This is a genomic window from Paenibacillus mucilaginosus 3016, from assembly GCF_000250655.1.
Taxonomy (GTDB): Bacteria; Bacillota; Bacilli; order Paenibacillales; family NBRC-103111; genus Paenibacillus_G; species Paenibacillus_G mucilaginosus.
In genome coordinates this window covers 1949166-1971249 of record NC_016935.1, presented here as the reverse complement: position 1 = coordinate 1971249, position 22084 = coordinate 1949166, and the positions used below count along the sequence as shown (strand labels likewise).

Annotated in this window: 20 protein-coding genes; 2 read left to right on the top strand and 18 right to left on the bottom strand. The window is 60.7% G+C overall.

Translation table 11 applies throughout. The features are described 5' to 3' along the window. Positions 1-24: 24 nt before the first annotated feature. From nirD to PM3016_RS08840, 8 genes are all read right to left on the bottom strand, one after another. Positions 25-357: a nitrite reductase small subunit NirD gene (nirD, locus tag PM3016_RS08880; RefSeq protein WP_014369192.1), complete on the bottom strand. Its 333-nt coding sequence runs from the start codon at positions 355-357 to the stop codon at positions 25-27. A 27-nt stretch (positions 358-384) separates the two neighbouring features. Continuing rightward, positions 385-2826: a nitrite reductase large subunit NirB gene (nirB, locus tag PM3016_RS08875; protein ID WP_014369191.1), complete on the bottom strand. Its 2442-nt coding sequence runs from the start codon at positions 2824-2826 to the stop codon at positions 385-387. Between the two features lie 337 nt (positions 2827-3163). Continuing rightward, complete coding sequence (adhE, locus tag PM3016_RS08870) at positions 3164-5776, bottom strand: bifunctional acetaldehyde-CoA/alcohol dehydrogenase (protein WP_014369190.1); 2613 nt, start codon at positions 5774-5776, stop codon at positions 3164-3166. 391 nt (positions 5777-6167) lie between these two features. Beyond that, positions 6168-6707, bottom strand: a complete 540-nt coding sequence (gene hpf, locus PM3016_RS08865) for a ribosome hibernation-promoting factor, HPF/YfiA family (RefSeq protein ID WP_014369189.1) — start codon at positions 6705-6707, stop codon at positions 6168-6170. A gap of 15 nt (positions 6708-6722) precedes the next feature. Beyond that, positions 6723-7265: a hemerythrin domain-containing protein gene (locus PM3016_RS08860; protein WP_014369188.1), complete on the bottom strand. Its 543-nt coding sequence runs from the start codon at positions 7263-7265 to the stop codon at positions 6723-6725. Positions 7266-8811: 1546 nt separating this feature from the next. Then, positions 8812-9918: a PAS domain-containing sensor histidine kinase gene (locus PM3016_RS08850; RefSeq protein WP_014369187.1), complete on the bottom strand. Its 1107-nt coding sequence runs from the start codon at positions 9916-9918 to the stop codon at positions 8812-8814. Further along, positions 9911-10564, bottom strand: coding sequence for a response regulator transcription factor (locus tag PM3016_RS08845; protein WP_014369186.1), 654 nt, complete (start codon positions 10562-10564; stop codon positions 9911-9913). Before PM3016_RS08845 ends, PM3016_RS08850 begins: the two co-directional genes overlap by 8 nt. An 89-nt stretch (positions 10565-10653) precedes the next feature. Then, complete coding sequence (locus PM3016_RS08840; protein ID WP_014369185.1) at positions 10654-11112, bottom strand: GAF domain-containing protein; 459 nt, start codon at positions 11110-11112, stop codon at positions 10654-10656. 348 nt (positions 11113-11460) lie between these two features. On the opposite strand from PM3016_RS08840, the gene PM3016_RS08835 reads away from it, so the two are divergent. Together PM3016_RS08835 and hcp are read left to right on the top strand one after the other, a co-directional pair. Beyond that, a complete protein-coding gene (locus PM3016_RS08835; protein ID WP_013915148.1) occupies positions 11461-12192 on the top strand; it encodes a Crp/Fnr family transcriptional regulator in 732 nt (243 codons plus the stop codon). 282 nt (positions 12193-12474) lie between these two features. Then, the gene (gene hcp / locus PM3016_RS08830; RefSeq protein ID WP_014369184.1) at positions 12475-13764 is read left to right on the top strand and encodes a hydroxylamine reductase; all 1290 of its coding nucleotides are present in this window, start codon (positions 12475-12477) and stop codon (positions 13762-13764) included. A 128-nt stretch (positions 13765-13892) separates the two neighbouring features. Here hcp and PM3016_RS08825 read toward each other — a convergent pair whose 3' ends face one another. From PM3016_RS08825 to PM3016_RS08780, 10 genes are all read right to left on the bottom strand, one after another. Continuing rightward, positions 13893-14390, bottom strand: a complete 498-nt coding sequence (locus PM3016_RS08825) for an SRPBCC family protein (protein ID WP_014369183.1) — start codon at positions 14388-14390, stop codon at positions 13893-13895. Positions 14391-14452: 62 nt separating this feature from the next. Continuing rightward, positions 14453-14959, bottom strand: coding sequence for an SRPBCC family protein (locus PM3016_RS08820; RefSeq protein WP_014369182.1), 507 nt, complete (start codon positions 14957-14959; stop codon positions 14453-14455). Between the two features lie 158 nt (positions 14960-15117). Further along, positions 15118-15351: a hypothetical protein gene (locus tag PM3016_RS08815; protein ID WP_014369181.1), complete on the bottom strand. Its 234-nt coding sequence runs from the start codon at positions 15349-15351 to the stop codon at positions 15118-15120. A gap of 246 nt (positions 15352-15597) precedes the next feature. Continuing rightward, entirely contained in the window at positions 15598-15924 is a 327-nt protein-coding gene (locus PM3016_RS08810; protein ID WP_013915142.1) for a hypothetical protein, read from the bottom strand. Continuing rightward, entirely contained in the window at positions 15911-16258 is a 348-nt protein-coding gene (locus PM3016_RS08805) for a hypothetical protein (RefSeq protein ID WP_013915141.1), read from the bottom strand. Before PM3016_RS08805 ends, PM3016_RS08810 begins: the two co-directional genes overlap by 14 nt. An 18-nt stretch (positions 16259-16276) precedes the next feature. After that, on the bottom strand, positions 16277-16465 hold the full coding sequence (locus PM3016_RS08800) for a hypothetical protein (RefSeq protein ID WP_014369180.1): 189 nt from the start codon (positions 16463-16465) through the stop codon (positions 16277-16279). Further along, the gene (locus tag PM3016_RS08795) at positions 16455-16991 is read right to left on the bottom strand and encodes a Rieske 2Fe-2S domain-containing protein (RefSeq protein ID WP_013915139.1); all 537 of its coding nucleotides are present in this window, start codon (positions 16989-16991) and stop codon (positions 16455-16457) included. Before PM3016_RS08795 ends, PM3016_RS08800 begins: the two co-directional genes overlap by 11 nt. A gap of 40 nt (positions 16992-17031) precedes the next feature. After that, the gene (locus PM3016_RS08790; protein ID WP_014369178.1) at positions 17032-17595 is read right to left on the bottom strand and encodes a 4Fe-4S dicluster domain-containing protein; all 564 of its coding nucleotides are present in this window, start codon (positions 17593-17595) and stop codon (positions 17032-17034) included. Further along, entirely contained in the window at positions 17592-19796 is a 2205-nt protein-coding gene (locus PM3016_RS08785) for a molybdopterin oxidoreductase family protein (protein ID WP_014369177.1), read from the bottom strand. Before PM3016_RS08785 ends, PM3016_RS08790 begins: the two co-directional genes overlap by 4 nt. Then, on the bottom strand, positions 19783-20823 hold the full coding sequence (locus tag PM3016_RS08780; RefSeq protein ID WP_014369176.1) for a hypothetical protein: 1041 nt from the start codon (positions 20821-20823) through the stop codon (positions 19783-19785). The genes PM3016_RS08785 and PM3016_RS08780 overlap by 14 nt, the downstream gene beginning before the upstream one ends. Positions 20824-22084: the final 1261 nt, after the last annotated feature.

Below are 22084 nucleotides of genomic sequence, written 5' to 3'. Positions count from 1 at the left end.
TCCAGCGTTCCGGATTCACGAGTCTTACGAAGCGGAATAACCGATCTGCACTTCGCCATCCTGCACCCGTACCGGGTAAGCCCTCACCTGTCCGGTATCCGGAGCCAGCACGGCTCCGTCTCTCAGTCCGATCCGCCAGTCGCAGATCGGATCGAACAGGACGACGCCCGACACGATTCCGTCGGCCAGCGTGCCGCCGCGCGGCCCCGGGCTGCGGTTCTCGAGAGCGAAGAACTCGCCTCCCGTCGTCCGGAAGACGGCGAGCTCTACTCCGCCGATCCGTACGACCCTGCCGATCCGCTCCTCGAAATCTCCCACTCTTCCAACGCCAACATACGTGACCTCTTTTGTATCCATACGGCCTCTCTCCTCTCTCACGGGTGCTTACTTGGTTCCAACGGGAACCTGAATCTCGCTGTAGAGCCGCTGGCGGAGCACCGGGTTGTCGAGCACTTCTTTCCAAGGCTCCTTCACCTGGCTCAGTGCGGTCTCCATCCGGGCCGCCAGCGCTTTGCGGTTCTCCGTATCTTCCACCACCGCAGCAGTGACCGACGCCAGGCCGACCCGCTCGATCCAGTCCGAGGTCCGCTCCAGGTATTTGCCCGTCTCGCGGTAGTGCTGCATGAAGGCGGCGACAATCTCGACCAGCTCCTCATCCGTCTTCACCTTGCAGAGCAGATCCGCCAGGCGCGACTTGATCCCGCCGTTGCCGCCCACATAGATCTCCCAGGCTCCCTCATTGCCGACGATCCCGATGTCCTTCGTCGACGATTCGGCACAGTTGCGCGGGCAGCCGTTGACGGCCAGCTTGAACTTCGCCGGCATGTCGAGGCGCTCGAATTTCTTCTCGAGCAGGATGCCCATGCCCATCGAATCCTTGGTGCCGAATCGGCAGAACTGGCTGCCGACGCACGTCTTGACGGTGCGAAGCGCCTTGGCATAAGCGTAGCCCGACGGCATGCCGAGGTCCTCCCAGATCTTCGGCAGGTCTTCCTTGCTTACGCCAAGCAGGTCCAGCCGCTGCCCGCCGGTCACCTTGACCAGCTTCACGTTGTACTTCACGGCCACATCGGCGATAAGCCGCAGGTCCTCCGGCGTCGTCACACCGCCGTACATCCGGGGAACGACGCCGAAGGTGCCGTCCTTCTGGATGTTCGCATGCATCCGCTCGTTGACGAAGCGGGAATCCTTCTCGTCCTGGTGCTCCGCCGGCCAGATCATGCCGAGGTAATAGTTCAGCGCCGGGCGGCACTTCGAGCAGCCCTCCGGATTGTCCCAGCCGAGCACGTGCATGACTTCCTTCGAAGTGAGAAGGCCTTTCTCTTGGATGCCGGCCACGACTTCATCTCGGGTCAGCTTCGTGCAGCCGCAGATGCCTTCCTTCTTGGCGGCTGCCGAATCGTATTTGTCGCCGAGCGTAAACTGGAGAATCTGCTCGACCACCGGCCGGCAGCCTCCGCACGAGCGCGAAGCCCCGGTGCACGCCTTGATCTCGTCCACTGTCGTGAGCCCATTATCGCGGATGGCATCGACGATGTGCTTCTTCGTCACGCCGTTGCAGCCGCAGACGATCTCTTCATCCGGCAGATCCGCCGCACTGTTACCGGCCTCTGCCGCGGCCGTGCCCATGATCGCCGCATGGATCTCTTCGGTCATGACCGTGCCGGTACGGATCCACTGCTGGAGCCGCGCCGCCTGCTTGCCATCGCCCACGAGTACGCCGCCGACGATCCGGCCGCCGCGCAGCAGCACCTTCTTGTAGATGCGGTGCCATTCGTCGTGCATCCGGACGACATTCAGGTCCGGCGCATCCATGAACTCGCCCGCCGAGAACACGTCGACGCCCGAGATCTTGAGCTGGGTCGAGACAACCGAGCCCTCATACGGCTTCGTCTCGACACCGCACAGATGCTTCGCCAGCACGGCCCCCTGCTCGAAGAGCGGAGCGACCAGTCCGTAACAGACGCCGCGGTGCTCGCCGCATTCGCCCACTGCATACACGTCCGGCGCGGAAGAGCGCATGTAGTCGTCCACCACGATGCCGCGGTTCACGGTCAGGCCGCTCGCCCGGCCCACCTCCGTGTTCGGCCGGATGCCCGCCGCCATGACCACGAACTCGGCTTCGAGCGTCGTGCCGTCGCTGAAGCGCAGGCCCGTCACCCGCTGACCGCCCAGGAACTCGGCGGTCTGCCGGCCGGTGGCGAACTTCAGCCCCTGGCTCTCGAGCTCCGCCTGAAGCATGAGCGAGGCCGTCCGGTCGAGCTGGCGCTCCATGAGCTCCTCGACCAGGTGGACGACGGTCACGTCCATGCCGAGCTTCAGGAGGCCCTTGGCCGCCTCCAGACCGAGCAGTCCGCCGCCGATGACCGCAGCCTTGCGGTACAGCTTCGCCGCATGGAGCATCGTCTCACAGTCGGCGATGTCGCGGAAGCCGACGATGCCTTCCTTGTCTGCGCCCGGGATCGGCAGCATCAGCGGCTTGGAGCCCGTAGCGACGATGACCTTGTCGTACGGAACCACGGTGCCGTCCTCCGTATGGACGGTGCGGCTGTCGGTATCGATTCTCGTTACCGTTGTGCCGGTCCGCAGGTCAATGCCGTTCTCACGGTACCATTCCCAGGAGTTCAGGATGATTTCGTCGATCGATTTGCTTTTCTCCAGGACATACGACAGTTGAATCCGGTTATAGTTCGGGTACGGCTCGCTGCCGAAAACCGTAATCTCATAGCGCTGCGGATCCAGCTTCAGGATCTGCTCGACGGTGTTGATGCCGGCCATACCGTTGCCGATGACGACCAGACGTTGACGTGTAGTTGTAGCGTTCATGGAATGCTGCCTCCTCCGGCTTGCCTTGATGGGATTGCCAGGCCAGCCGGCCTGGATTGGTACAATTACACGGATGCCAGGGGATTGGAATCCCCTTCTATAAGCTGGACACAGGACAAGGCCCTGTGGAATGTTCATGGTAAGGGTGCTGCTTGCCGCCTTGGCGGGATGTATCGTGTTGTATAAAGAAAGCGGGACTGCCCGGGCCGACTTTCATCTTTGCCCGATAGCAGCCCCGCCTGTCTACTTCCTTGTGCTGCTGGCTTTGGAATGATTGCCGTGATTTTCCATCTCTTGGAGATCTCTAACTAAGCTGACTCTATATGGCTTATGCTGTTTATTCGAACCGGCCGTAGAACGCCTTGCGGTATACCTCCGCCAGCTCGCTTACCAGCGGCATCCGCGGATTGGCTGTCGTGCACTGGTCTTCGAAGGCGCGGTCGGCGAGCTCCTCCACCCGGCTCTCGAACACCTGCGGGTCAATGCCCAGCTCCGAGAACGAAGCCGGAATGCCCACTGCCTGGCCGAGCCCCCGGACCGCATCAACGAGGCTGTTCACTCCTTCTTCCGTCGTGCGGGCCGGCAGTCCCAGCATGCGGGCGATCTCGGCGTACCGCTCATCGGCGACGAAGTGGTCGTATTTCGGGAAGGATGCGAACTTCGACGGCTTGCTGGCATTGTAGCGGATGACGTGCGGCATCAGGATCGCATTGGTGCGGCCGTGCGCCGTGTGGAACTCGCCGCCCCACTTGTGCGCCAGGGAGTGGTTGATCCCGAGGAACGCGTTGGCAAAAGCCATCCCGGCGATCGTCGAGGCGTTGTGCATTTTTTCCCGGGCCACCGGATCCGCCGTTGCATAAGACTTCTCGAGGTTCTGGAACACGAGCTGGATTGCCTTCATTGCCAGGCCGTCCGTATAATCGTTCGCCATCACCGAGACGTACGCCTCAATCGCGTGGGTCAGTACGTCCATCCCCGTATCAGCGACCGCCGTCTTCGGCAGGGAGTACACATAGTCCGGATCGATGATCGCCACATCCGGCGTGAGCTCGTAGTCGGCCAGCGGGTATTTGGTCTGTCCCTGCTTCTTGTCGGTGATGACCGCGAAGGAGGTGACTTCCGAGCCCGTACCCGACGTCGTCGGAATCGCCACGAACTTCGCCTTGCGGCCGAGCCGCGGATATTTGTACACCCGCTTGCGGATATCCATGAATTTCTGCTTCAGCGACTGGAAGCTCGTCTCCGGATATTCGTAGAAGAGCCACATGGCCTTCGCCGCGTCCATCGGGGAGCCGCCGCCGAGGGCGATGATGCAGTCCGGCTGGAAGCGTTCCATGAGATCCGTGCCGCGCTCGACCGTATCCACCGACGGATCCGGCTCGACGTCGCTGAATACTTCCACAGCCACCGGCGTCTGGCGCTTGCGCAGGTAATGCTCCACGCGCTCCACGTATCCGAGCTGCACCATCATCGGGTCGGTGACGATCAGGATGCGCGAGATGTCGGGCATTTTCTCCAGGTACTGGGTCGCGCCCTTCTCGAAGTAGACCTTCGGCGGAATCTTGAACCACTGCATATTGACGGTGCGGTAGGCGACGCGCTTCACGTTGATCAGGTTGACCGCCGTAACGTTGGAGGTCGTCGAATTGTGGCCGTAGGAGCCGCAGCCGAGCGTCAGGGAAGGCAGGTTCGTGTTGTAGATGTCGCCGATCGCCCCGTGGGTGGACGGCGAATTCACGATGACGCGGCCCGTCTTCAGCGCAGCGGCAAAGTCGGCGATCACCGCATCATTCTTCGAGTGGATCACGGAGGAGTGGCCCATCCCGCCGAAGGCGGTCACTTCCGCGGCCCGCTGGATTCCCTGGACGGCGTTCTTCACCTTGTAGCACGCCAGCACGGGGCTGAGCTTCTCCGCGGAGAGCGGGTAAGCCGGACCTACACCCTGCAGCTCGGCGACCAGGATCTTCGTGTCGGCCGGAACGTTGATGCCGGCCATCTGCGCGATCTTCACGGCCGGCTGGCCGACGATCACGGCGTTCACCGCACACTTGTCGCTGTTGATGACAAGCTTCGATACCGCCTCGGTCTCTTCGCCGTTCAGGAAGTAGCAGCCGAACCCGATCATAAGGCGGCGCACTTCGGCGTAGACATCCTCTTCAATAATGACCGCCTGCTCGGAGGCGCAGATCATACCGTTGTCGAACGTCTTGGAGAGGATCAGGTCCGTGACGGCCTGCTTGAGATCGGCGCTCTTCTCGATGAAGCACGGCACGTTGCCGGGGCCTACGCCGAGCGCCGGCTTCCCTGTGCTGTAAGCCGCTTTGACCATCGAGGAGCCGCCGGTAGCCAGGACCAGCGCCACATCCGGATGGTTCATGAGCAGCCCGGTCGCTTCGACGGAAGGATGCTCGATCCACTGGATGCAGCCTTCCGGTGCGCCCGCCTTCACGGCTGCTTCCACGACGACGCGGGCGGCAGCCGCACTGCATTTCTGTGCGGACGGGTGAAATGCGAAGATGATGGGATTGCGGGTCTTCATGGCGATCAGAGATTTGAACATCGTGGTGGAGGTCGGGTTCGTGACCGGCGTTACCCCGGCGATCACGCCTACCGGCTCGGCTACTTTGCGGTAGTTCTCGTAAGGATTCTCCTCAATGACGCCCACCGTTTTGTCATACTTGATGCTGTGGTAGATGTACTCGGTCGCAAACAGGTTCTTCGTGATCTTGTCTTCGTAGACGCCGCGTCCGGTCTCTTCAACGGCCATCTTCGCGAGCTTCATGTGCTGCTCGAGCCCCGCGAGGGCCATCGCCTGCACGATCGCGTCCACCTGCGCCTGGTCGAGCCGCATGAATGCCTGCTGCGCCTTGATCGCCTTGGCGACAAGCCGGCCTACTTCCTGTTCCGCCGCCGGCTTTGCCTGTTCTTCCTGTTTCTCTCTAATCGCCATGTCTCTCCGCCTCCATGATTCGATTGGATTGCCTTTCCACAACCTATGTTACTATTTTCACAAACGTGGATCTGTGATCTGTTTTACAGCATCCGGCTGTATTTGAAAGTTTTTCATGGAGGTTGGCGGCGGGACGCTGCTGGTTGAGCATGGATACGTGATGCTTGTGACTTCGCGCACAATGGATGATCCTGCGAGCTGTGAGTTGGCTCACTCGGGGGAGCGGCCTTGCGTTTCACTTGATCCCGCTTCGATGGGACCAGGGACGGGACTTGAATCCCCTTGGTGAGCGTTCACCTGGGCTTGACATGACCCGCTTCGGTTGGACCAAGGGCGGTGAGTTGGCTCGCCTCCCTGCTCCGGGCTCCGTCCGAGGGAGTTCCACTGTGCCTCAGGCCGTCGTCAGATGGCCGAACGTTCCGTCGTGCCGCTTGTAGACCAGCTCCGTAACTCCGGTCTCCCGGTTGAAAAAGAGATGAAAGTCGTGCCCGAGCAGCTGCATCTCCAGCAGCGCCTCTTCGAGCTCCACCGGCTTCAGCTGGATGCGCTTGGACCGTACTACGCCGAGCTCCTCCGCGTCCTCGTAGGCGGCCGGCAGTGCCGGTTCCGCTCCGCCCGTCCGGCCGTCTCCGCGCCGGCTGCGGCGTCTGAGCCGCTCGCGCCACTTGCGGATCATCCGCTCAAGCTTGTCGGCCGCGAGGTCAATGGAGGCGTACATGTCCTCCTGCTTCTCCTCCGCGCGGAACACCGTCCCCTCTTCGTGGATAGTGACCTCCACCACATGGAGGTGTCTGTGCCCCTGCACGGAAAGGTTGATCTGCACATCGGTGCCTGGGTGCAGCCAGCCTTCCAGCCGGCCGATTTTGTCCTGCGCGTATGCTTCCAGTGCCGGAGTAACCTCGAAGTGTTTGCCGTGGACGTTCAGTCTCATCTCTCATCACTCCTCTTAAGCGAATAGGTAATCTACATCGGTCAGCACCTGCTCGGCCAGCGGGAACACGATCTGCTCCTCCTTGGCCAGGTGACTCTTCAGGATATAGCACGCCTGGATCAGCAGAGCGGCCGCCTTCTTCATCTCATCCTTCGGGGAGTCCGCGCGCAGCTTGTGGAACTCTCTCATGAACGTCTCCACATATTCCTCAGCCATCGCGTGCTCCTTCTCCATCATCCAGAGGGAAGGGATCATCGTCGGCTCCTGGCGGAGGCGGAAGTAGGACGCGAGGAACGGAAACAGCGTCTCTTCCTCCCAGCCGGAGTGGGCGTCCAGCTCCTGCATTACGCCGATCGTCCACAGCCGCAGGTGCTGCAGGCGCCCCCAGGCCTGGGCGCGGTTCTCGGCTTGGCCTACCTTCATGGCCTGCTCTTCCATCTCTTCGAGCAGACCGGCGAGCATCTCGTGTTCTTCTCTAAGCCGGTCCATCGCGGCTGACAATTCCGTGACATGGGCTTCGCCCGTACGTTCCATATGCGGTGGAGTAGATTGTTTCATGGTGTAATCCCTCCGTTACTTGCTGGAATGTTCTTTCTGACCTCATCATACGCTTCGCCGGAGTGCACTGTAAGTGAAGTGGATCACATCTCCAATGGACAACTTTAAAAATGGGAAAAGACCGTCCGTGGGCGGGTGATCCGGGCGGTCGGGTGGAGCTGTCGTTGTGCATAAACTTGGAACCCCTGTTTCATGTGCGGGTCCAGCCATTTCGGGCATTCGTGGGAACGGGCACGGTGCTTTAATCGCTGTAGATATAATTAAAAGCTGCCGCCCTCACAAAATTCTAAACCTTAAACCTCCTGCCCTGAGCTGACCCATGCATTTGTGTAATCGAGAGGGACAGGTATGGGCACACTGCTACCCTCCTCACGAAGCTCTGAACTATAAAACCTCCCATCATGTGCCGACCCATACGTTTGAGTGCTTGCCGGGTGGGTATGGGGCTCCAATCTGCGATGCTTTCACACCTCTCTCAACTTAAAACCTCCCATCATGTGCCGACCCATACGTTTGAGCACTGGCCGGATGGGTATGGGGCTCCAATCACTGTTGAAGTCGTGTTCTTTTGAATTCGGCTATTAGAGGTGTGAACACGACTTCAAAGGCGACCGCTTCGCTTTTCCACCCCATACCCATCCCTTGCTGAGCTGCGGAGCCTCGTAAATCTAAACACATAGTAACCGCCCGGCTGCCATGGCCGGGACGGCTAATAAGGGAACGATTTATCGTGATGAAACATTTCACTTCCCACTGCTTATATACCTACCACCTGTGCTCGCTCCGTTTTATTCTTTTGAGTACTCCGCATTTCCGTCACTGGAACGCGCGTAAATTATGGACGACCGATTGTCATTCTAACCTTCCCCCCTTACTATGAGCCGTCTCGCACCTTAAACACATAGAAACCGCCCGGCTGCCATGGCCGGACGGTTTCTATGTAGCCGATCGATTTATCGCTGATAACTCTCTTTCTCTTTCTCCCGCACGATAACGGAACTCAGGTGCTTTATTCGATCATTTCCCGTTATTTCCCGACGAATAGCGGAACTCAGATATCTTATTGTCCGCTAACCCACCGAAAAGCAGCCCCACCCCTAGAGATAGCGAATCTGAGTTCCGCTATTTTGTGAATCACCGTCTCAGTGGAGCACATAGCGCATCTGAGTTCCGCTATTTTGCAAATCACCGTCTCGGTGGAGTACATAGCGCATCTGAGTTCCGCTATTTTGCAAATCACCATCTCTGTGGCACACATAGCGCATCTGAGTTCCGCTATTTTGCAAATCACCGTCTCGGGGGAGTACATAGCGCATCTGAGTTCCGCTATTTTGTGAATCACCGTCTCGGTGGAGCACATAGCGCATCGGAGTTCCGCTATCTCACGTAACACCCCAGCGGCACCCTAACTATCCAAGCTTGGCGCACCTATTCCAGCAGGTGCTCTCGCTGCCAAGTGCTCGGTCCAACCTCGAGCGGACATTATGCCGCTGCAAAGGTGGGCATGAACTTGATCCCCACGGAAGGCCGCACGGCCCCTCCGATCCTACGCCCCGCTCGGCAGTCGAAGGATCACTTCCGTGCCGCGGCCGGGGGCCGAGACCAGCTCGAGGCTGCCGCCCGCCATGCGGGCGCGCTCCTCCATGCTGAAGAGACCGACCCCCTGGTGCCGGGCGGCGGGATCGAACCCGCGGCCTTCGTCCTTGATGCGGACCTCGATGCGGTCCCCTTCCGTCCCGATGGAGACGGACGCCTCGTTCACGCCGGCGTATTTACCCACGTTCGTCAGCGCCTCCTGGATGATCCGGTAGATCGTCGTCTCCGTCAGGGCCGGCAGCCGTCCCCGCAGGGTGCCCGTCAGCTGCACCCGAATGCCGTAATGCTCCGTGTAGTTCTCGATATACGTACGGATCGCGGGCACGACGCCCAGGTCATCGAGCACGGAGGGACGCAGCTCCCAGGCGAGCCCGCGGACGTCCTGGATAATGTCCGAGACGGTATGCCGCAGGTGCTCCAGCTCCGCATCGCCCCGCTCGCTGATCACCCGGTCCATCTGGATCAGCAGCGAGAACAGGCTCTGGCCGATCCCGTCGTGCAGCTCCCGGGAGAAGCGCCGGCGCTCCTCCTCCTGGATGTTCATGACCTGCTTCATCATCTGTTGGAGCTCTTCCTGCACCCGCTTCAGCTCGGTCACTTCGTTGCGGATCGCGAGATACTGGTACGGCCGGCCCGTCTCATCCAGGAACGGGACGATCGTCGTGTTCACCCAATAATAGCTGCCGTCCTTGGCCCGGTTCTTCACGTCGCCGCGCCACACCCTGCCGCTGCCGATCGTGGCCCACAGGTTTTTCATGAACGCCTTGTCATGATAGCCCGAGTTGATGATCCGGTGGTCCCGCCCGATGAGCTCCTCCCGCGGATACTTCGAGATCTCGCAGAACTTATCGTTGACGTACTGAATCCGGCCTTCCCGGTCCGTCACCGCGACGATGGAAGACTCGTCGAGCGCGAACTTCAGGTCCGCCAACTGCTTGAGTGACTCCCTGAACTCCTGCCTCACCTTCGGATCTTCAATGTGGGCTTCGAGCGTGCCGATCAAGGCGCCCACGTGCTCCGCTATGACTTCCGCGTGCTTCTGCCGGTCCTTATTCAAAATTCAGCAGCCCCTTCTTCATCGCATATTTGACGAGCTCGGGCCGGGTCTTCAAACCGAGCTTCTCCATCACGTTCGCTTTGTGGGTTTCGACGGTCTTGACGCTGATCGTCAGCTGCTCCGCAATCTCCTTGTTGCTGTAGCCCCTGGCCACGTGTGAGACGATCTCCTTCTCCCGGTCGGAGAGCGCTTCGAGCGAGCCGCCTCCCTCGCCGCTGCGCATCCGATCCATATACTCGCCCATCAGCCGCTTCGTAGCCGACGGGTTCAGGTAAGCCTGCCCCGACGCAACCGAACGGATCGCGTTCAGCAGCTCTTCGTGCGGCGCGCTCTTTAATATGTACCCCGAAGCTCCGGCATGAATCGCCCGGAACAAATATTCATCATCGTCATGCATCGTCAGAATAAGGACGAACGTCTCGGGCGCCGCCTCCTTGAGCTCCTTCGTTGCGGTCATCCCGTCCTTGCCGTGAGGCATGCTGAGGTCCATCAGCACGACGTTCGGCCGGTGCTCCAATGCAAGGCGGATCCCTTCATCGCCGTCCGCCGCTTCGCCGACCACTTCCAGATCCTCCTTGGCGTTCAGAAGCATCGAGAGTCCGCTGCGCACCACCGCATGGTCGTCTACGATTACCAGCTTAATCATTTCCGTTCCCCACTCCTCCTGCCGCATGCAGCGATTGTACTCAGCCGTCTCCTCTTATCATAACAAAAAAAGAATCTCATAAGCGAGATTCACGAATGATTCCTATGAGGTTCCCCCGCGAATCCCCCGTCCCGGAGCTGTCCGCCGATCGTCTCGGCCCGCGCTTCCAGAACCGTCAGGGAGCCGGAGGTGTATTCGTGCTCCTGCCGCATCCCGACATAGAGCACACCGAGCATCCGCCCGAGGTGGCGGATCGGTACGGCCGCGGCAGAGGACAGCCCTTCGGCAAGCATCAGCGGACATTCCGCGCTCCCCGACGCCCGCGGCCCGCTTCCGGCCCGGCCGGTTACCGAACGGGCGGTCAGCAGGGCCGTTCCGGCCAGCCCGCGGCCCGGCTTCAGCACCATATGGCGGTACCGGTCATTCTGGCTGCCCGAGGCGCCGATCCAGCGGCCCTGCCGGTGGCTCCCGTCCGTCACGGCAATGCCGACGAAGTCGCTGCCCGTTTCGGTCCGCAGCCTGTCGAACAGCTCCTGTATTTTTTTCATGGCCACCGGCCTCCTTACGCCCTGATCTTACAAAGGTTCCTATACGAATGAAGTCCTGCGGACAGGAACACCTAGTGATTTCCGCAGGCAAAACCATGTCTCTCCATTGTAACGGCTGTCGGAGCCTTTGTAATTCAGGGAAAACCCTGATTGTGCGGTAGGGGTCTATGCCTGCGTTTCCGGTAAAAAACCACCCGGGTCTCAGGGAACATTCCCCTCGAGAATGTGATCTGCCTCACTGCAGGCGCGGGTTTTCTCCCCCGAAAGATCAGAAGATCCCCCGATGCCCCCCGGAGCTCAAAGAAGGTATGATGAATACATAAGAGATCCCGAGAGGAGATGGCACACATGGCCATTTGCGAATATACGAAAGCAGGCAGCACCCCGGTAACCGAAGGCATCCGCGCATTTTTCACAGACGAGAACCTCGAGAAGCTCAAGGGCATTATGTACTCGAAGCAGGTTAAAGCAGGCTCCTATCTGTTCTGGGAAGGCGAACCGGCCAACCACCTTTATTATATGAAGAAAGGCAGCATCAAACTCTCCAAGACGACCGACGCAGGGAACAAAATCACCCTGTACATCCACCACACCGGAGACCTGTTCGGCCAGATCACGCCGTTCCAGCAGAGCCTGCTCAGCTATGACGCGGAAGTGACGGAGGATGCGGAGATCGGCATCATCCAGCAGAAGGACCTCGAGATCCTGCTCTGGCAGCACGGCGACCTCGCCGTGGAATTCATGAAGTGGATGGGCATGATGCACCAGATGACCCAGACCAAGTTCCGCGACCTGATGATGTACGGCAAGCCGGGCGCCCTCTGCTCGCTGCTTATTCGTCTCAGCAACTCGTACGGCCACCCTCAGGAGGACGGCATCGTGATCCGCAAGCGGATGACCAATGCCGAGATGGCCGAGATGGTCGGTGCGACCCGCGAGAGCGTCAACCGGATGCTCAACGACATGCGCAAGGAAGAAGCCATTACCATCGACAACGGCCAGATCGTGATTCGGAATCTCGAGTACCTGCGGGATATCTGCCACTGCGAGGCCTGCCCCAAGGAAATCTGCCGCGTGTAAAGGCAGGATAGGCCCTCTTGGACCTGGAAGCGAAGCCCCCCGGCGCATTCGCATCTGGGTCCAAGGGGGCTTTTTCGTATTCGCGCGTATCCTTCAGCTCTGCGTACTTGCTTGAAGAGCAGCTTGTCAGTGATGTGGTTAACACCCCGCCATGACGGACATGGATTGTTCGAGAGTCGGCCGAAAAGCGGACGAAAACGCTGTGCGCCGGATCACATCCTTTGACTGCGCTGCCTGTTAAGCTTATTACATCACCCTTTACCAGGGAATGGAGGAATCCACATGTTTTGTTACCAATGCGAACAAACGCCGTCCGGCGGCTGTAAAGTAGTAGGCGTCTGCGGCAAGGACGAGACGATCGCGAGCCTGCAGGATACGATGATTTTTGCGCTCAAAGGCATTGCCGCTTACGCCACCCACGCCCGCCAGCTGGGCTATTCCGATCCCGAAGTGGACCGGATCACCCACGAGGCGCTCTATATGACGCTTACGAACTCGAACTTCAACGTGCAGGAGCATATCGACATGGCCATGAAGGTCGGCTCCGCGGCGATCCGCATCATGGATGTGCTCGACCGGGCGCATACGAACCACTTTGGTGTGCCGCAGCCGGTGCAGGTCAGCCAGAACCGGGTCGAAGGCCACGCGATCGTCGTCACAGGCCATAACCTGTACGCGCTCGAAGAGCTGCTGAAGCAGACCGAGGGACTCGGCATCAACATCTACACCCACTCGGAGATGCTGCCCGCCCACGGATATCCGAAGCTGAAGCAGTACCCGCACCTCAAGGGGAACATCGGCAAAGCCTGGTTCGACCAGCGGCGCCTCTTCGAGAAATTCCCCGGCGCGATCCTGGCGACGACCAACTGTGTCATGCCGATCAAGGGAACGTACGCGGACCGCTTCTTCTCGTATGACCTCGCCGGCCTGGAGGGCGTGCGCAAGATCGAGAACGACGACTTCACCCCGCTCATCGAACGGGCGCTGTCGCTCCCTAAGGCGGACATCGATTCCGATCAGGTGCTCACCACCGGGTTCCACCATGAGACCGTCATCGGGCTGGCCCCCGAGATCATCGAGGCTGTCCGTGCGGGCAAAATCCGCCGCTTCTTCGTCATCGCCGGCTGTGACGCGCCGGGCAGCGGCGGCGAATATTACCGTGAGCTGGCGACATCCCTGCCGAACGATACGGTCATCCTGACGACGTCCTGCGGCAAGTTCCGCTTCAATGACGTCGACTACGGCACGGTCGGCGACACCGGCATCCCGCGGTATATCGACCTCGGCCAGTGCAACAACTCCGGCTCGACCGTCAAGATCGCCATGGCGCTCGCGGACGCCTTTGGCTGCACGGTCAACGAGCTGCCGGTCAGCATCGTGCTCTCCTGGTTCGAGCAGAAAGCCGTAGCCATCCTGCTCGGCCTGTTCAGCCTCGGCATCCAGGACATCCGCATCGGGCCGAAGCCGCCGGAATTCATCTCCTCGGGCGTGATGCAGGTGCTCACCGAGACGTTCGGCCTGAAGCTGATCGGCAATGCGCAGGACGACATGGCCGCGATGCTGGCCCAGTAATAAAACACGCAGCACCCCGAATTCTGCATGAGCCCGGCCCCGCTGTGAACAGAGGAGCCGGGCTCTTTTTTTACCGTGGGATCCAGCTGCAAGCTGCGCTTGCTCTACTGATAACCGGCAGGTATGGTTCAGCGCTTCGAGGCCAGGTACACCGCCAGTTGGTCGAAGGTGCCGCCGAAGCCCATCTGCATGCTCTCATGCATCGATCGGAAGAACTCGAGCTCCTCCTCCGTGGCCGATACGGGTTCCCCGTGCAGTGTGAACGCCGTCCGGCCGTCCTGCTCCGTAAGCGTCAGGGTATTGCGAACCTCCAGCGGAAACGCCGGGCTGAACGGCGCACGGACCGTACGGCCGTCTTCATCCGAGAAGGAGCTGATATAGACGAGCTTCTCCGGCGTAGAAATCTCACTGTACACGAACTTCGCCCACATGACATGCCCTTCCGCGGACTGCAGGCGGTAATGGCAGATCCCGCCGGGACGGACCTCCATCTGAGACACATCCATTACCCAGCCCTTCGGCCCCCACCAGTGCTTCAGATGCTCCGCCTGCGTGAACGCCTGGAATACAATCTCTCTTGGCGCTTGGATGGTACGGGTGATGATCAGATCAACGATATTGGACATGTCGCATTCCTCCCGGAATTTTGAATAGAGCCTGAATACAATCAAACGCTGCAATGAGTGCTTTATCCCTGCCTCGCCTGCTCGGAAATAACGGCTGCCAACCGCTCTTCGAGGCGGTCCAGCGTCGAACCGGCTCCCTCGATCGCACCGTACTCCTCCACCGCTTGCTTCAGTTCCTCGGCGGATTTGAACAGCATCCGCATCATAAGCCGGGTTTCCTCCCCCTGCTCAGCGAAGGTTACCGTCACCCGGAAGGACTCCTCTTCACCGCCGTCACCATGGGAGTAGACAAGCTTCTCGGGATGGACAACCTCCCGGTACAGGATCCGGTTCTCGTAATCCGTGCCGCCCGGGCCATGCATGATGTAACGCCACTCGCCGCCCGGTCTTACGTCGATCTCCTGCACAGTGATCGTGAAGCCCTTCGGCCCCCACCAGTGCGGCAGATGCGCAGGGTCTGTCCAGGTCTGGAAAACCAGCTCCCGCGGCGCCGCCAACGTGCGGTTAACCACGATTTCCCGTCCGTTCACCGATGTTTCCGTACAACCATTCGCCCCAATATGGACCATGATATCCAACCTCTCGTTTGTATATGATTTGGTAAGTCGCAGAGCATTTATGTAATCCGCTTATGCAATAATATACCTTAATAGGAATATTCCAGTCAAGGAATATTTGAGCCGCAAAAAAACGGCCCTCCTCCGCACAAGCGGGAAGAACCGTCGTCTTACTCGTCCGCATCCTTCATGGCCCCCAGCTCCTCGATGAGCTGGCGCGAGCGCTTCGCGTTGCCTTCGGCAAAGTTCTGGAGCCTGACCCTGAGCTCCTCGTTATCTTCAATACGCTCCGATGCAATCACATAGGTGCGCAGCAGCTCATTCTCCTGCTCGAGGGCCTCGGTCAGCACCTGTTTCAGCTCCTCCGGGTCCAGCGGGCCGTCTTCCCTTTCCCTTTCCCTCATGGCGTTCACCTCCCTTTTGTAACATTACCCGGGGGGAGGAGAACTATACCAGCACAGTCAGAGATGCCGACAGAAGACGACCTTCAGCTTTCGCCGTCAGCCGGCTGAGTGAGAATTGCCGCCAAACGAGCAGCAGGCGGCGGCAGAGAGGAACCCCGCGCCCTTGGCAGAAAGTCAGCCGTGGGAGCACTTCGTATTTGCCGCGGCACTCAATGCCCTCTTGGGCTCCCGCCAAATCGGTTCAGCTTAGAGCCAGCGGAGCCTGTACCGCAGCCCGGACTGCAGATCAACGGAGATCAGCCGTGTCCCTCCCGGCCCCTCCACTTCGAGGCAAGTCCGCCCGTCGGCGAATACCGGAATGGAGATATGCTGGGTAAGGTTCAAGTAGCACTTGAGGTGCGTTCCTTCGGGAACCATCACAGCCCGGACGAGCTCGAAGGTACGCGGCGGAGCCTGGGTGTCCCCTTCCATCGTATCCTCGATCCGGATCTCCACCTGTCGGCCGCAGAGCCCCTTCACCGCCTGCTCCAAGTCCCTGATGACCTCGCTGAGCTTATCCTTACTGGCATTCATGGGTCCGAGCCTCCTTTCGATTGTTCTTCAGCCTGCATGGGCCCGCATCCTCTTTGGGCGTCACGAGCAGGCGGTATCCGGCGAGCCAGGTCCACCAGGACTCCGGCATCTCCCGCTCCATGCGGCCCAGGAGCTCTTCCTCGGACCCCCAGGGGCCGAGGCCGTTCATCCGGGCCACGACAATCTCGAACCCGTCCTCCGACTTCGGCTCGAGATCCAGGGAGGCGCCGGGGAAGATCCCGTGCAGATCGGCTGCCAGTTCTTCCTGCAGAGGCCTGCCTTCCCTGTCCGGCGTCCGGACGAAGCATAACGCGGCATCGTATTCGCTTGGCATGGACTCTCTCCTCCTCTTCTATGCCCAATCCTTCTCCCGCTTGTAAATCCAGAGCGAGAGCGGGAACAGGAGGACATTCCCTCCCGCGAACAGCAGCACTCTCGCATACTTCTCATAGAAAAATGCGTTCACAACCTGCTGCGTAAAAACGATGCTGAGCAGCAGCACGAGACTCAGGAGTATGACGCCAAGCCAGCTACGTTTCATATCGCTTCACCCCAACGGCATAGACTGTCCCCTGCTCGAGCTTCAGCTCGATCTCCGGCAGAGGCCGCTTCGGCGGGCCGGCGACAGGGGCCCCGGTACGTACGTCGAACAGACCGTGATGGCACGGGCAGACGAGCTCGCCCTTCTCCCCGCTCCAGAACACGGGGCACTTGAGATGGGTGCACGCATTCTGGTAAGCCTTGAACTCCCCTTCTCCGAGCCGGACCAGCAGGGCGGAATCGTGCTCTCCCGGATAAGCGAATTCGACGGCTTCGCCGACTTTCAGGTCGCTCAGCGCAGTGATCCTCGTCTTCGGAAAAGCCTTCTTGGCCGGACTCGACAGCTCCTTGGCCGCAATCGCCCCCCAGGGAAGCGTCGATACGGCGAACACGCCCGCCGCCCCGACCATCGTCTTCATGAAGCTCCGGCGGTCGAGCCGGCGTTCATTATCTTTGCGGATATTGTGGGTGTAATTATCCTCGTGGGGAGGAACCGCTCCGTTCCCCCGTGTTTGATCTCCGTTCATCATGGTTATCCCTCCGTCCTGTTACCTGACGCCCTCCGGCTCAGAACAGCTTCACTTTCCCCTGCAGGATTCCCGGCAGGCTGATCTTCACGTTCGTCTCGCCGACGAGCGGATCGTCCGGCAGGCGGCTCGCCGTCCACCGGCCGAGCTCATGGCTCTCCCGCTTCGCCTTCAGCTCGTCTTCCGTGAGCCACTGCAGCGTATTCGTCGGGCAGACGGAAGCACACATCGGCGGGATGCCGTCCTTCGTGCGGTCGTAGCACAGGTCGCATTTGTACATCAGGTTCTGCTCTTCATCGAACTTCGGAATCCCGTAAGGGCAGGCGATCGTGCAGTTCTGGCAGCCGATGCACTTCTCCACGAGAGCGGAGAGCACCGCCCCCTCCGGGGTCACCTGGATCGCCTGCGCCGGGCAGCTGCGGGCACAGGCCGGATTCACGCAGTGCAGGCACATCAGGGGAATCGTCTGGCGGTTCACCAGCGGATTCACGTCGTATACATAGTTGCGGTTGCGCTCATCGTGCCCGCCGCACTGGGTGCAGGCGGCCAGACAGCTGCGGCAGCCGATGCAGTTGTCCATCTCGATATATAAATGCTGCTTCATGTCTGTATGACCTCCTTGATGGGCTCTTGCGCTTGTGCGGCGGGTGCCGCCGTAAGCTTCTCTATCTCCGCTGCGCAGGCCTTGAACTCCGGCATTTTCGAAGTCGGGTCCAGCGCGGCAATGGTCAGCAGATTGACGGATTTCTCATGGCCGAAGTGATACGGCACGAACACCGTATCCCTACGGATGGCCTCGGTGATCTTCACCTTGAACTCGGCTTCGCCCCGGCGGGTGCGGACCCGGACCATCTCTTCATGAGCGATCCCGTAGCGCTTAGCGGTCTCAGGATGCACCTCCACGAACGGTTCCGGGCACATATCGCGCAGGAACGGAATCCGGCGGGTCTGGTTGCCCGACAGGTAGTGGTAGACGACCCGGCCGGTCGTCAGGCGCAGCGGATAATCGCCGCACGGCTCTTCGGCCGGCGGACGGTAAGGCAGCGCACAGAGCAGGGCCTTGCCGTCCGGGTGGTAGAACTTCTTGTCGAGGAACATATGCGGCGTGCCCGGATCCGCTTCGTCACGGCACGGCCAGAAGACGCCCTGCTGCTCCTCGATCTTCTCCCAGGTGGCGCCGTAGTAATCGGCGTAGCCGCCTTTGCTCGCCAGACGGAACTCGTCGTTGATGTCGCGGGCCGTCTTCAGGTGCCGGAAGTACTGCCCCCGGCCGAGACGCTCCGCCAGCTCCACCTGGATCTCCCAGTCGGGCTTGGATTCCCCAAGCGGCTCCTGGGCTTTGTTGATTTTGATAACACGGCCCTCCAGGTTCGTTACGGTTCCCTCGTCTTCACTCCAGGTGACGGTCGGAAGTACGACATCCGCGAACTCGGCGGACTCGGAGAGGAACATGTCGCAGCAGACCATGAAATCCAGGTTCATCAGTGCCGCGCGGACTTCGTTGAGGTTCGGGGCGGAGACCGCCGGATTCGAACAGAGCAGGTACAGGCCGCGGATCGTCTTGTCCTGCATCAGGCCGAACATCTCGTAAGCCGATACCCCGGGCTGAGGCATTTCTTCCGGCGTGATCCCCCACACCTTGCACACTTCCTCCACGTGCTTCGGGTTGGCGATCTTGCGGTAGCCCGGCAGCGCGTCGGCCTTCTGGCCATGCTCGCGGCCGCCTTGGCCGTTGCCCTGTCCCGTGAAGGTGGCCACGCCCGACTTCGGACGGCCGATTTTGCCGGTGACCAGGCTCATGTTCGTATAGGCGGATACGTTATCGACGCCTTTGTGCTGCTGCTCGATGCCCCGTGCGAACATCACGACCGCGTTCGGCGCCTTGCCGTAGATCTCGGCGGCCCGGATCAGCTTCTCGGGAGCCACGCCCGTAATCTCGCTCGTATACTCCGGCGTGAACTGCTTCACGACCTCCAGCATGGCGTCGAAGCCGTTCGTGTGCTTCTCCACGAACTCCCGGTCCGCATAGCCGCCCTGGATGAGCAGGTTGACCATGCAGTTGGCCAGCGCGAGGTCCGTCCCCGGCCGCAGGTCCAGATGGACGTCGGCCCGGCGGGCGATCGGCGTCTCTCTCGGATCGGCGACGATCAGGTAGCCGCCGCGGTTCTGTACCTCCCAGACACGGAACATGGAGGTTGGATGGCACTCGGCCGTATTGCTGCCGGCAATGAACAGGCAGTCGGTCTCGTGCAGGTCCGTCCAGGGCAGTGTGGACCCCCGGTCGACGCCGAAGGTGCGCATGAAGCCTGCGGCAGCGCTCGACATGCAGAAGCGGCCGTTATAATCGATGTAGCGGGTCTGCAGGGCGACGCGGGCGAATTTGCCGGTGAGGTAGCATTTTTCGTTCGTCATGGATACGCCGCTGAAGACGGAGAGGCTGTCTTTGCCAAACCCGGATTGAAGCTCCTGGAATTTGCGCACGATAAGCCCGTAGGCTTCTTCCCAGGTGGCTTCCCGGAAGCCCATCTTCGTCCCGCGCAGCGACCGGTCGTCGCGGATCAGCGGCTTCAGCAGCCTGTCGTCATGATTCGTCTGCTGGTAGGCCGTCACCCCTTTGGGGCACATCTTGCCGAGGGTCACCGGCCAGTCGTAGCGCGGCTCCACCCCGATGATCCGGTTCGTGGAGGTATCCACCCGCAGCTTCATTCCGCACTGCATCCCGCAGTAGGAGCAGTGGGTGTCAACGAGCTTTTCGCCCGGATGGGTTCGGTTCTCGATGACTTTGAAGAATTTATCCTTTGGCATTCTGGTTGGCCTCCTTCACGCGGATCTCATGGGTGGGCACGCCCGAGAAACGGGACATGCGGTATTTGCGCCGGCAGGGCAGGCACAGCTCGGCGAGCTGGTAACCCTCCGGGGTGGTGAACTCCATGCCATTGCTCTTCAGGACGTTCATCACGTCCTGCGCCTGTTCGGCGGATACGTAATTCGCTGCGCATACGCGGCAGGCCTTGGGCGCCTGCTGCCCGTAATGCTCGCGGTAATTGCGGGCGAGCACGCTCATCGGGCGGAACGGGATATGTGCAAGCTTCCCGAAGGGAAGATAGATCAGAGTGACAATGACGGACCACTGGTGAATCATCGACATCACCGGGTGGCCCCAGCCGTGCAGGAAAACGTTGCTGAAGGTAAGCAGCAGGCCGGTCACGGAGATGAAGAGCAGCAGGTACAGCGGCAGGAAGTCGTAGACGAAGCTCTGCTCCGCCCGGGCCTGCATGTTCTTCAGGCGCCGGTACAGCGCCATGCAAACGCCTGCGATCACCATCATCGCCGTGAAATTCAGCGCGTTGTAGAACAGGAACGCCAGGATGCCGTCGGCCTTGACCTTCATGAGGTCGATCCCGAACCCGACCACCGTGTAGTAGCCGTTGTTCTCCATCGTGAAGTACATCCATCCGAACACCAGCGGGAAGGTGACGAAGGCGGACAGGATGCATCCCCAGCCGAGCAAAATATGCTGCGCCCACCGGTACCAGCCGCGGTTCCAGATGAATTTGTAGACCACCAGATGATCAGCGGCCGTCTGGGGCGTCGACCTGCGGAACAGCAGCCGCAGCCCCTTCGTCAGAATAAGCCGGGTAGGCGGCCGGTCCGCCCATGCCATGAAGCGGTAGAAGAACCCGCCGATGAAAACCACCGTGCCAACCATGTATCCGTATAAGGCCAGATCGATATGGGTAAACAGCCTTGAACCCAGGTACATCAGGATGATCAGACCGCAGACGGTGATGAAAACATTGCGTGCCCACCTCGAAGCGAATGCTCTGTTCATGCTTCATTTCTCCTCGCCAGTTCAGTTTCGATAGATCCAGTTAACCATATTGAAAGGGCCCCCATCAGTGATGTAGATCACCTGAGATATGGCGGAACATGCCAAAGACGCCCGGGGGGCTTCCGGGCGTGGGGCTTGCAGGTATGGGATGCGGCAGGTTGGTGTCAGCCTGCCGGTGCAGGGGCGCTGCCGATTAGGCAGGTGCGCTGCCGGTTAGGCTGGGGCGCTGCCGCTGAGGCAGGTGCGCTGCCGATTAGGCAGGGGTGCTGCCGGTTAGGCTGGGGCGCTGCCGGTTAGGCTGGGGCGCTGCCGGTTAGGCTGGGGCGCTGCCGGTTAGGCTGGGGCGCTGCCGGTTAGGCTGGGGCGCTGCCGCTGAGGCAGGGGCGCTGCCGCTGAGGCAGGGGAGCTGCGGCGGGCAGGATCGGTAGGCGCGACGCGGCGGGAGCGGCACGGTGGTGGTATGATCCACGGTAAAGAACGGACACCGTGGGAACACAGCCTAGCGGCGGCTCAATCTCGCGACGGCGGTGACTCAACCACGACAGCGGTTCGGGCACGTGGCGGCTCAGCCGCGCGACGGGCCGCACGGCAGCGGATCGGCAACCGTGCACGGTGACTGGCTCAGCCATGGCAAGAGCCACAGTGGAAGAGCTGACACGGCAGCCACTCGGACCCGCGGCCGTCCCGCATCGCAGTGCATCGCACACGTTGGCGGATTGGCAACGACAGCGGGCCAGCAACGGTGCACGGTGACTGGCTCAGCCATGGCAAGAGCCACCGTGGCCGAGCGGCACGGCAGCCACTCGGACCCGCGGCGGTCCGCATCGCAGTGGATCGCACACATTGGCGGATTGGCAACGACAGCGGGCCAGCAACGGTGCACGGTGACTGGCTCAGCCATGGCGGGAGCCACCGTGGCCGAGCTGACACGGCAGCCACTCGGACCGCGGCGGTCCCCATCGCAGTGGATCGCACACGTTGGCGGATTGGCAACGACAGCGGGCCAGCAACGGTACCACGGCGACTGGCTCAGCCTACGGCGGAACGCACACGGCGGTGAGCGGCAGCGGTGGCGGCCGCCCAGACCCGCGGCGGCTCATCAGCGGTGCCACGTCGATGAGCTCGGCCACGGCGGAGTGGCCGAGCGGCACGGCCTGCGGGCTCAGCCCCGACCGGCTGCCGTGGCGCCCGCGATAACGGAACTCAGATGTCTTATTCGAGTATTTCCCATCATTTCCCGAGGAATAGAGGAACTCAGATG

Excerpts from the sequence above, each read along its gene's own strand:
- PM3016_RS08860 (WP_014369188.1), bottom strand. The coding sequence starts at position 7,265 with ATGAAACAATCTACTCCACCGCATATGGAACGTACGGGCGAAGCCCAT.
- PM3016_RS08815 (WP_014369181.1), bottom strand. The coding sequence starts at position 15,351 with ATGAGGGAAAGGGAAAGGGAAGACGGCCCGCTGGACCCGGAGGAGCTG.
- PM3016_RS08780 (WP_014369176.1), bottom strand. The coding sequence starts at position 20,823 with ATGAACAGAGCATTCGCTTCGAGGTGGGCACGCAATGTTTTCATCACC.
- PM3016_RS08805 (WP_013915141.1), bottom strand. The coding sequence starts at position 16,258 with ATGCCAAGCGAATACGATGCCGCGTTATGCTTCGTCCGGACGCCGGAC.
- PM3016_RS08810 (WP_013915142.1), bottom strand. The coding sequence starts at position 15,924 with ATGAATGCCAGTAAGGATAAGCTCAGCGAGGTCATCAGGGACTTGGAG.
- nirD (WP_014369192.1), bottom strand. The coding sequence starts at position 357 with ATGGATACAAAAGAGGTCACGTATGTTGGCGTTGGAAGAGTGGGAGAT.
- PM3016_RS08795 (WP_013915139.1), bottom strand. The coding sequence starts at position 16,991 with ATGAACGGAGATCAAACACGGGGGAACGGAGCGGTTCCTCCCCACGAG.
- adhE (WP_014369190.1), bottom strand. The coding sequence starts at position 5,776 with ATGGCGATTAGAGAGAAACAGGAAGAACAGGCAAAGCCGGCGGCGGAA.
- hpf (WP_014369189.1), bottom strand. The coding sequence starts at position 6,707 with ATGAGACTGAACGTCCACGGCAAACACTTCGAGGTTACTCCGGCACTG.
- PM3016_RS08800 (WP_014369180.1), bottom strand. The coding sequence starts at position 16,465 with ATGAAACGTAGCTGGCTTGGCGTCATACTCCTGAGTCTCGTGCTGCTG.
- PM3016_RS08820 (WP_014369182.1), bottom strand. The coding sequence starts at position 14,959 with ATGGTCCATATTGGGGCGAATGGTTGTACGGAAACATCGGTGAACGGA.
- PM3016_RS08785 (WP_014369177.1), bottom strand. The coding sequence starts at position 19,796 with ATGCCAAAGGATAAATTCTTCAAAGTCATCGAGAACCGAACCCATCCG.
- PM3016_RS08845 (WP_014369186.1), bottom strand. The coding sequence starts at position 10,564 with ATGATTAAGCTGGTAATCGTAGACGACCATGCGGTGGTGCGCAGCGGA.
- nirB (WP_014369191.1), bottom strand. The coding sequence starts at position 2,826 with ATGAACGCTACAACTACACGTCAACGTCTGGTCGTCATCGGCAACGGT.
- PM3016_RS08835 (WP_013915148.1), top strand. The coding sequence starts at position 11,461 with ATGGCCATTTGCGAATATACGAAAGCAGGCAGCACCCCGGTAACCGAA.
- PM3016_RS08825 (WP_014369183.1), bottom strand. The coding sequence starts at position 14,390 with ATGTCCAATATCGTTGATCTGATCATCACCCGTACCATCCAAGCGCCA.
- PM3016_RS08790 (WP_014369178.1), bottom strand. The coding sequence starts at position 17,595 with ATGAAGCAGCATTTATATATCGAGATGGACAACTGCATCGGCTGCCGC.
- PM3016_RS08840 (WP_014369185.1), bottom strand. The coding sequence starts at position 11,112 with ATGAAAAAAATACAGGAGCTGTTCGACAGGCTGCGGACCGAAACGGGC.
- hcp (WP_014369184.1), top strand. The coding sequence starts at position 12,475 with ATGTTTTGTTACCAATGCGAACAAACGCCGTCCGGCGGCTGTAAAGTA.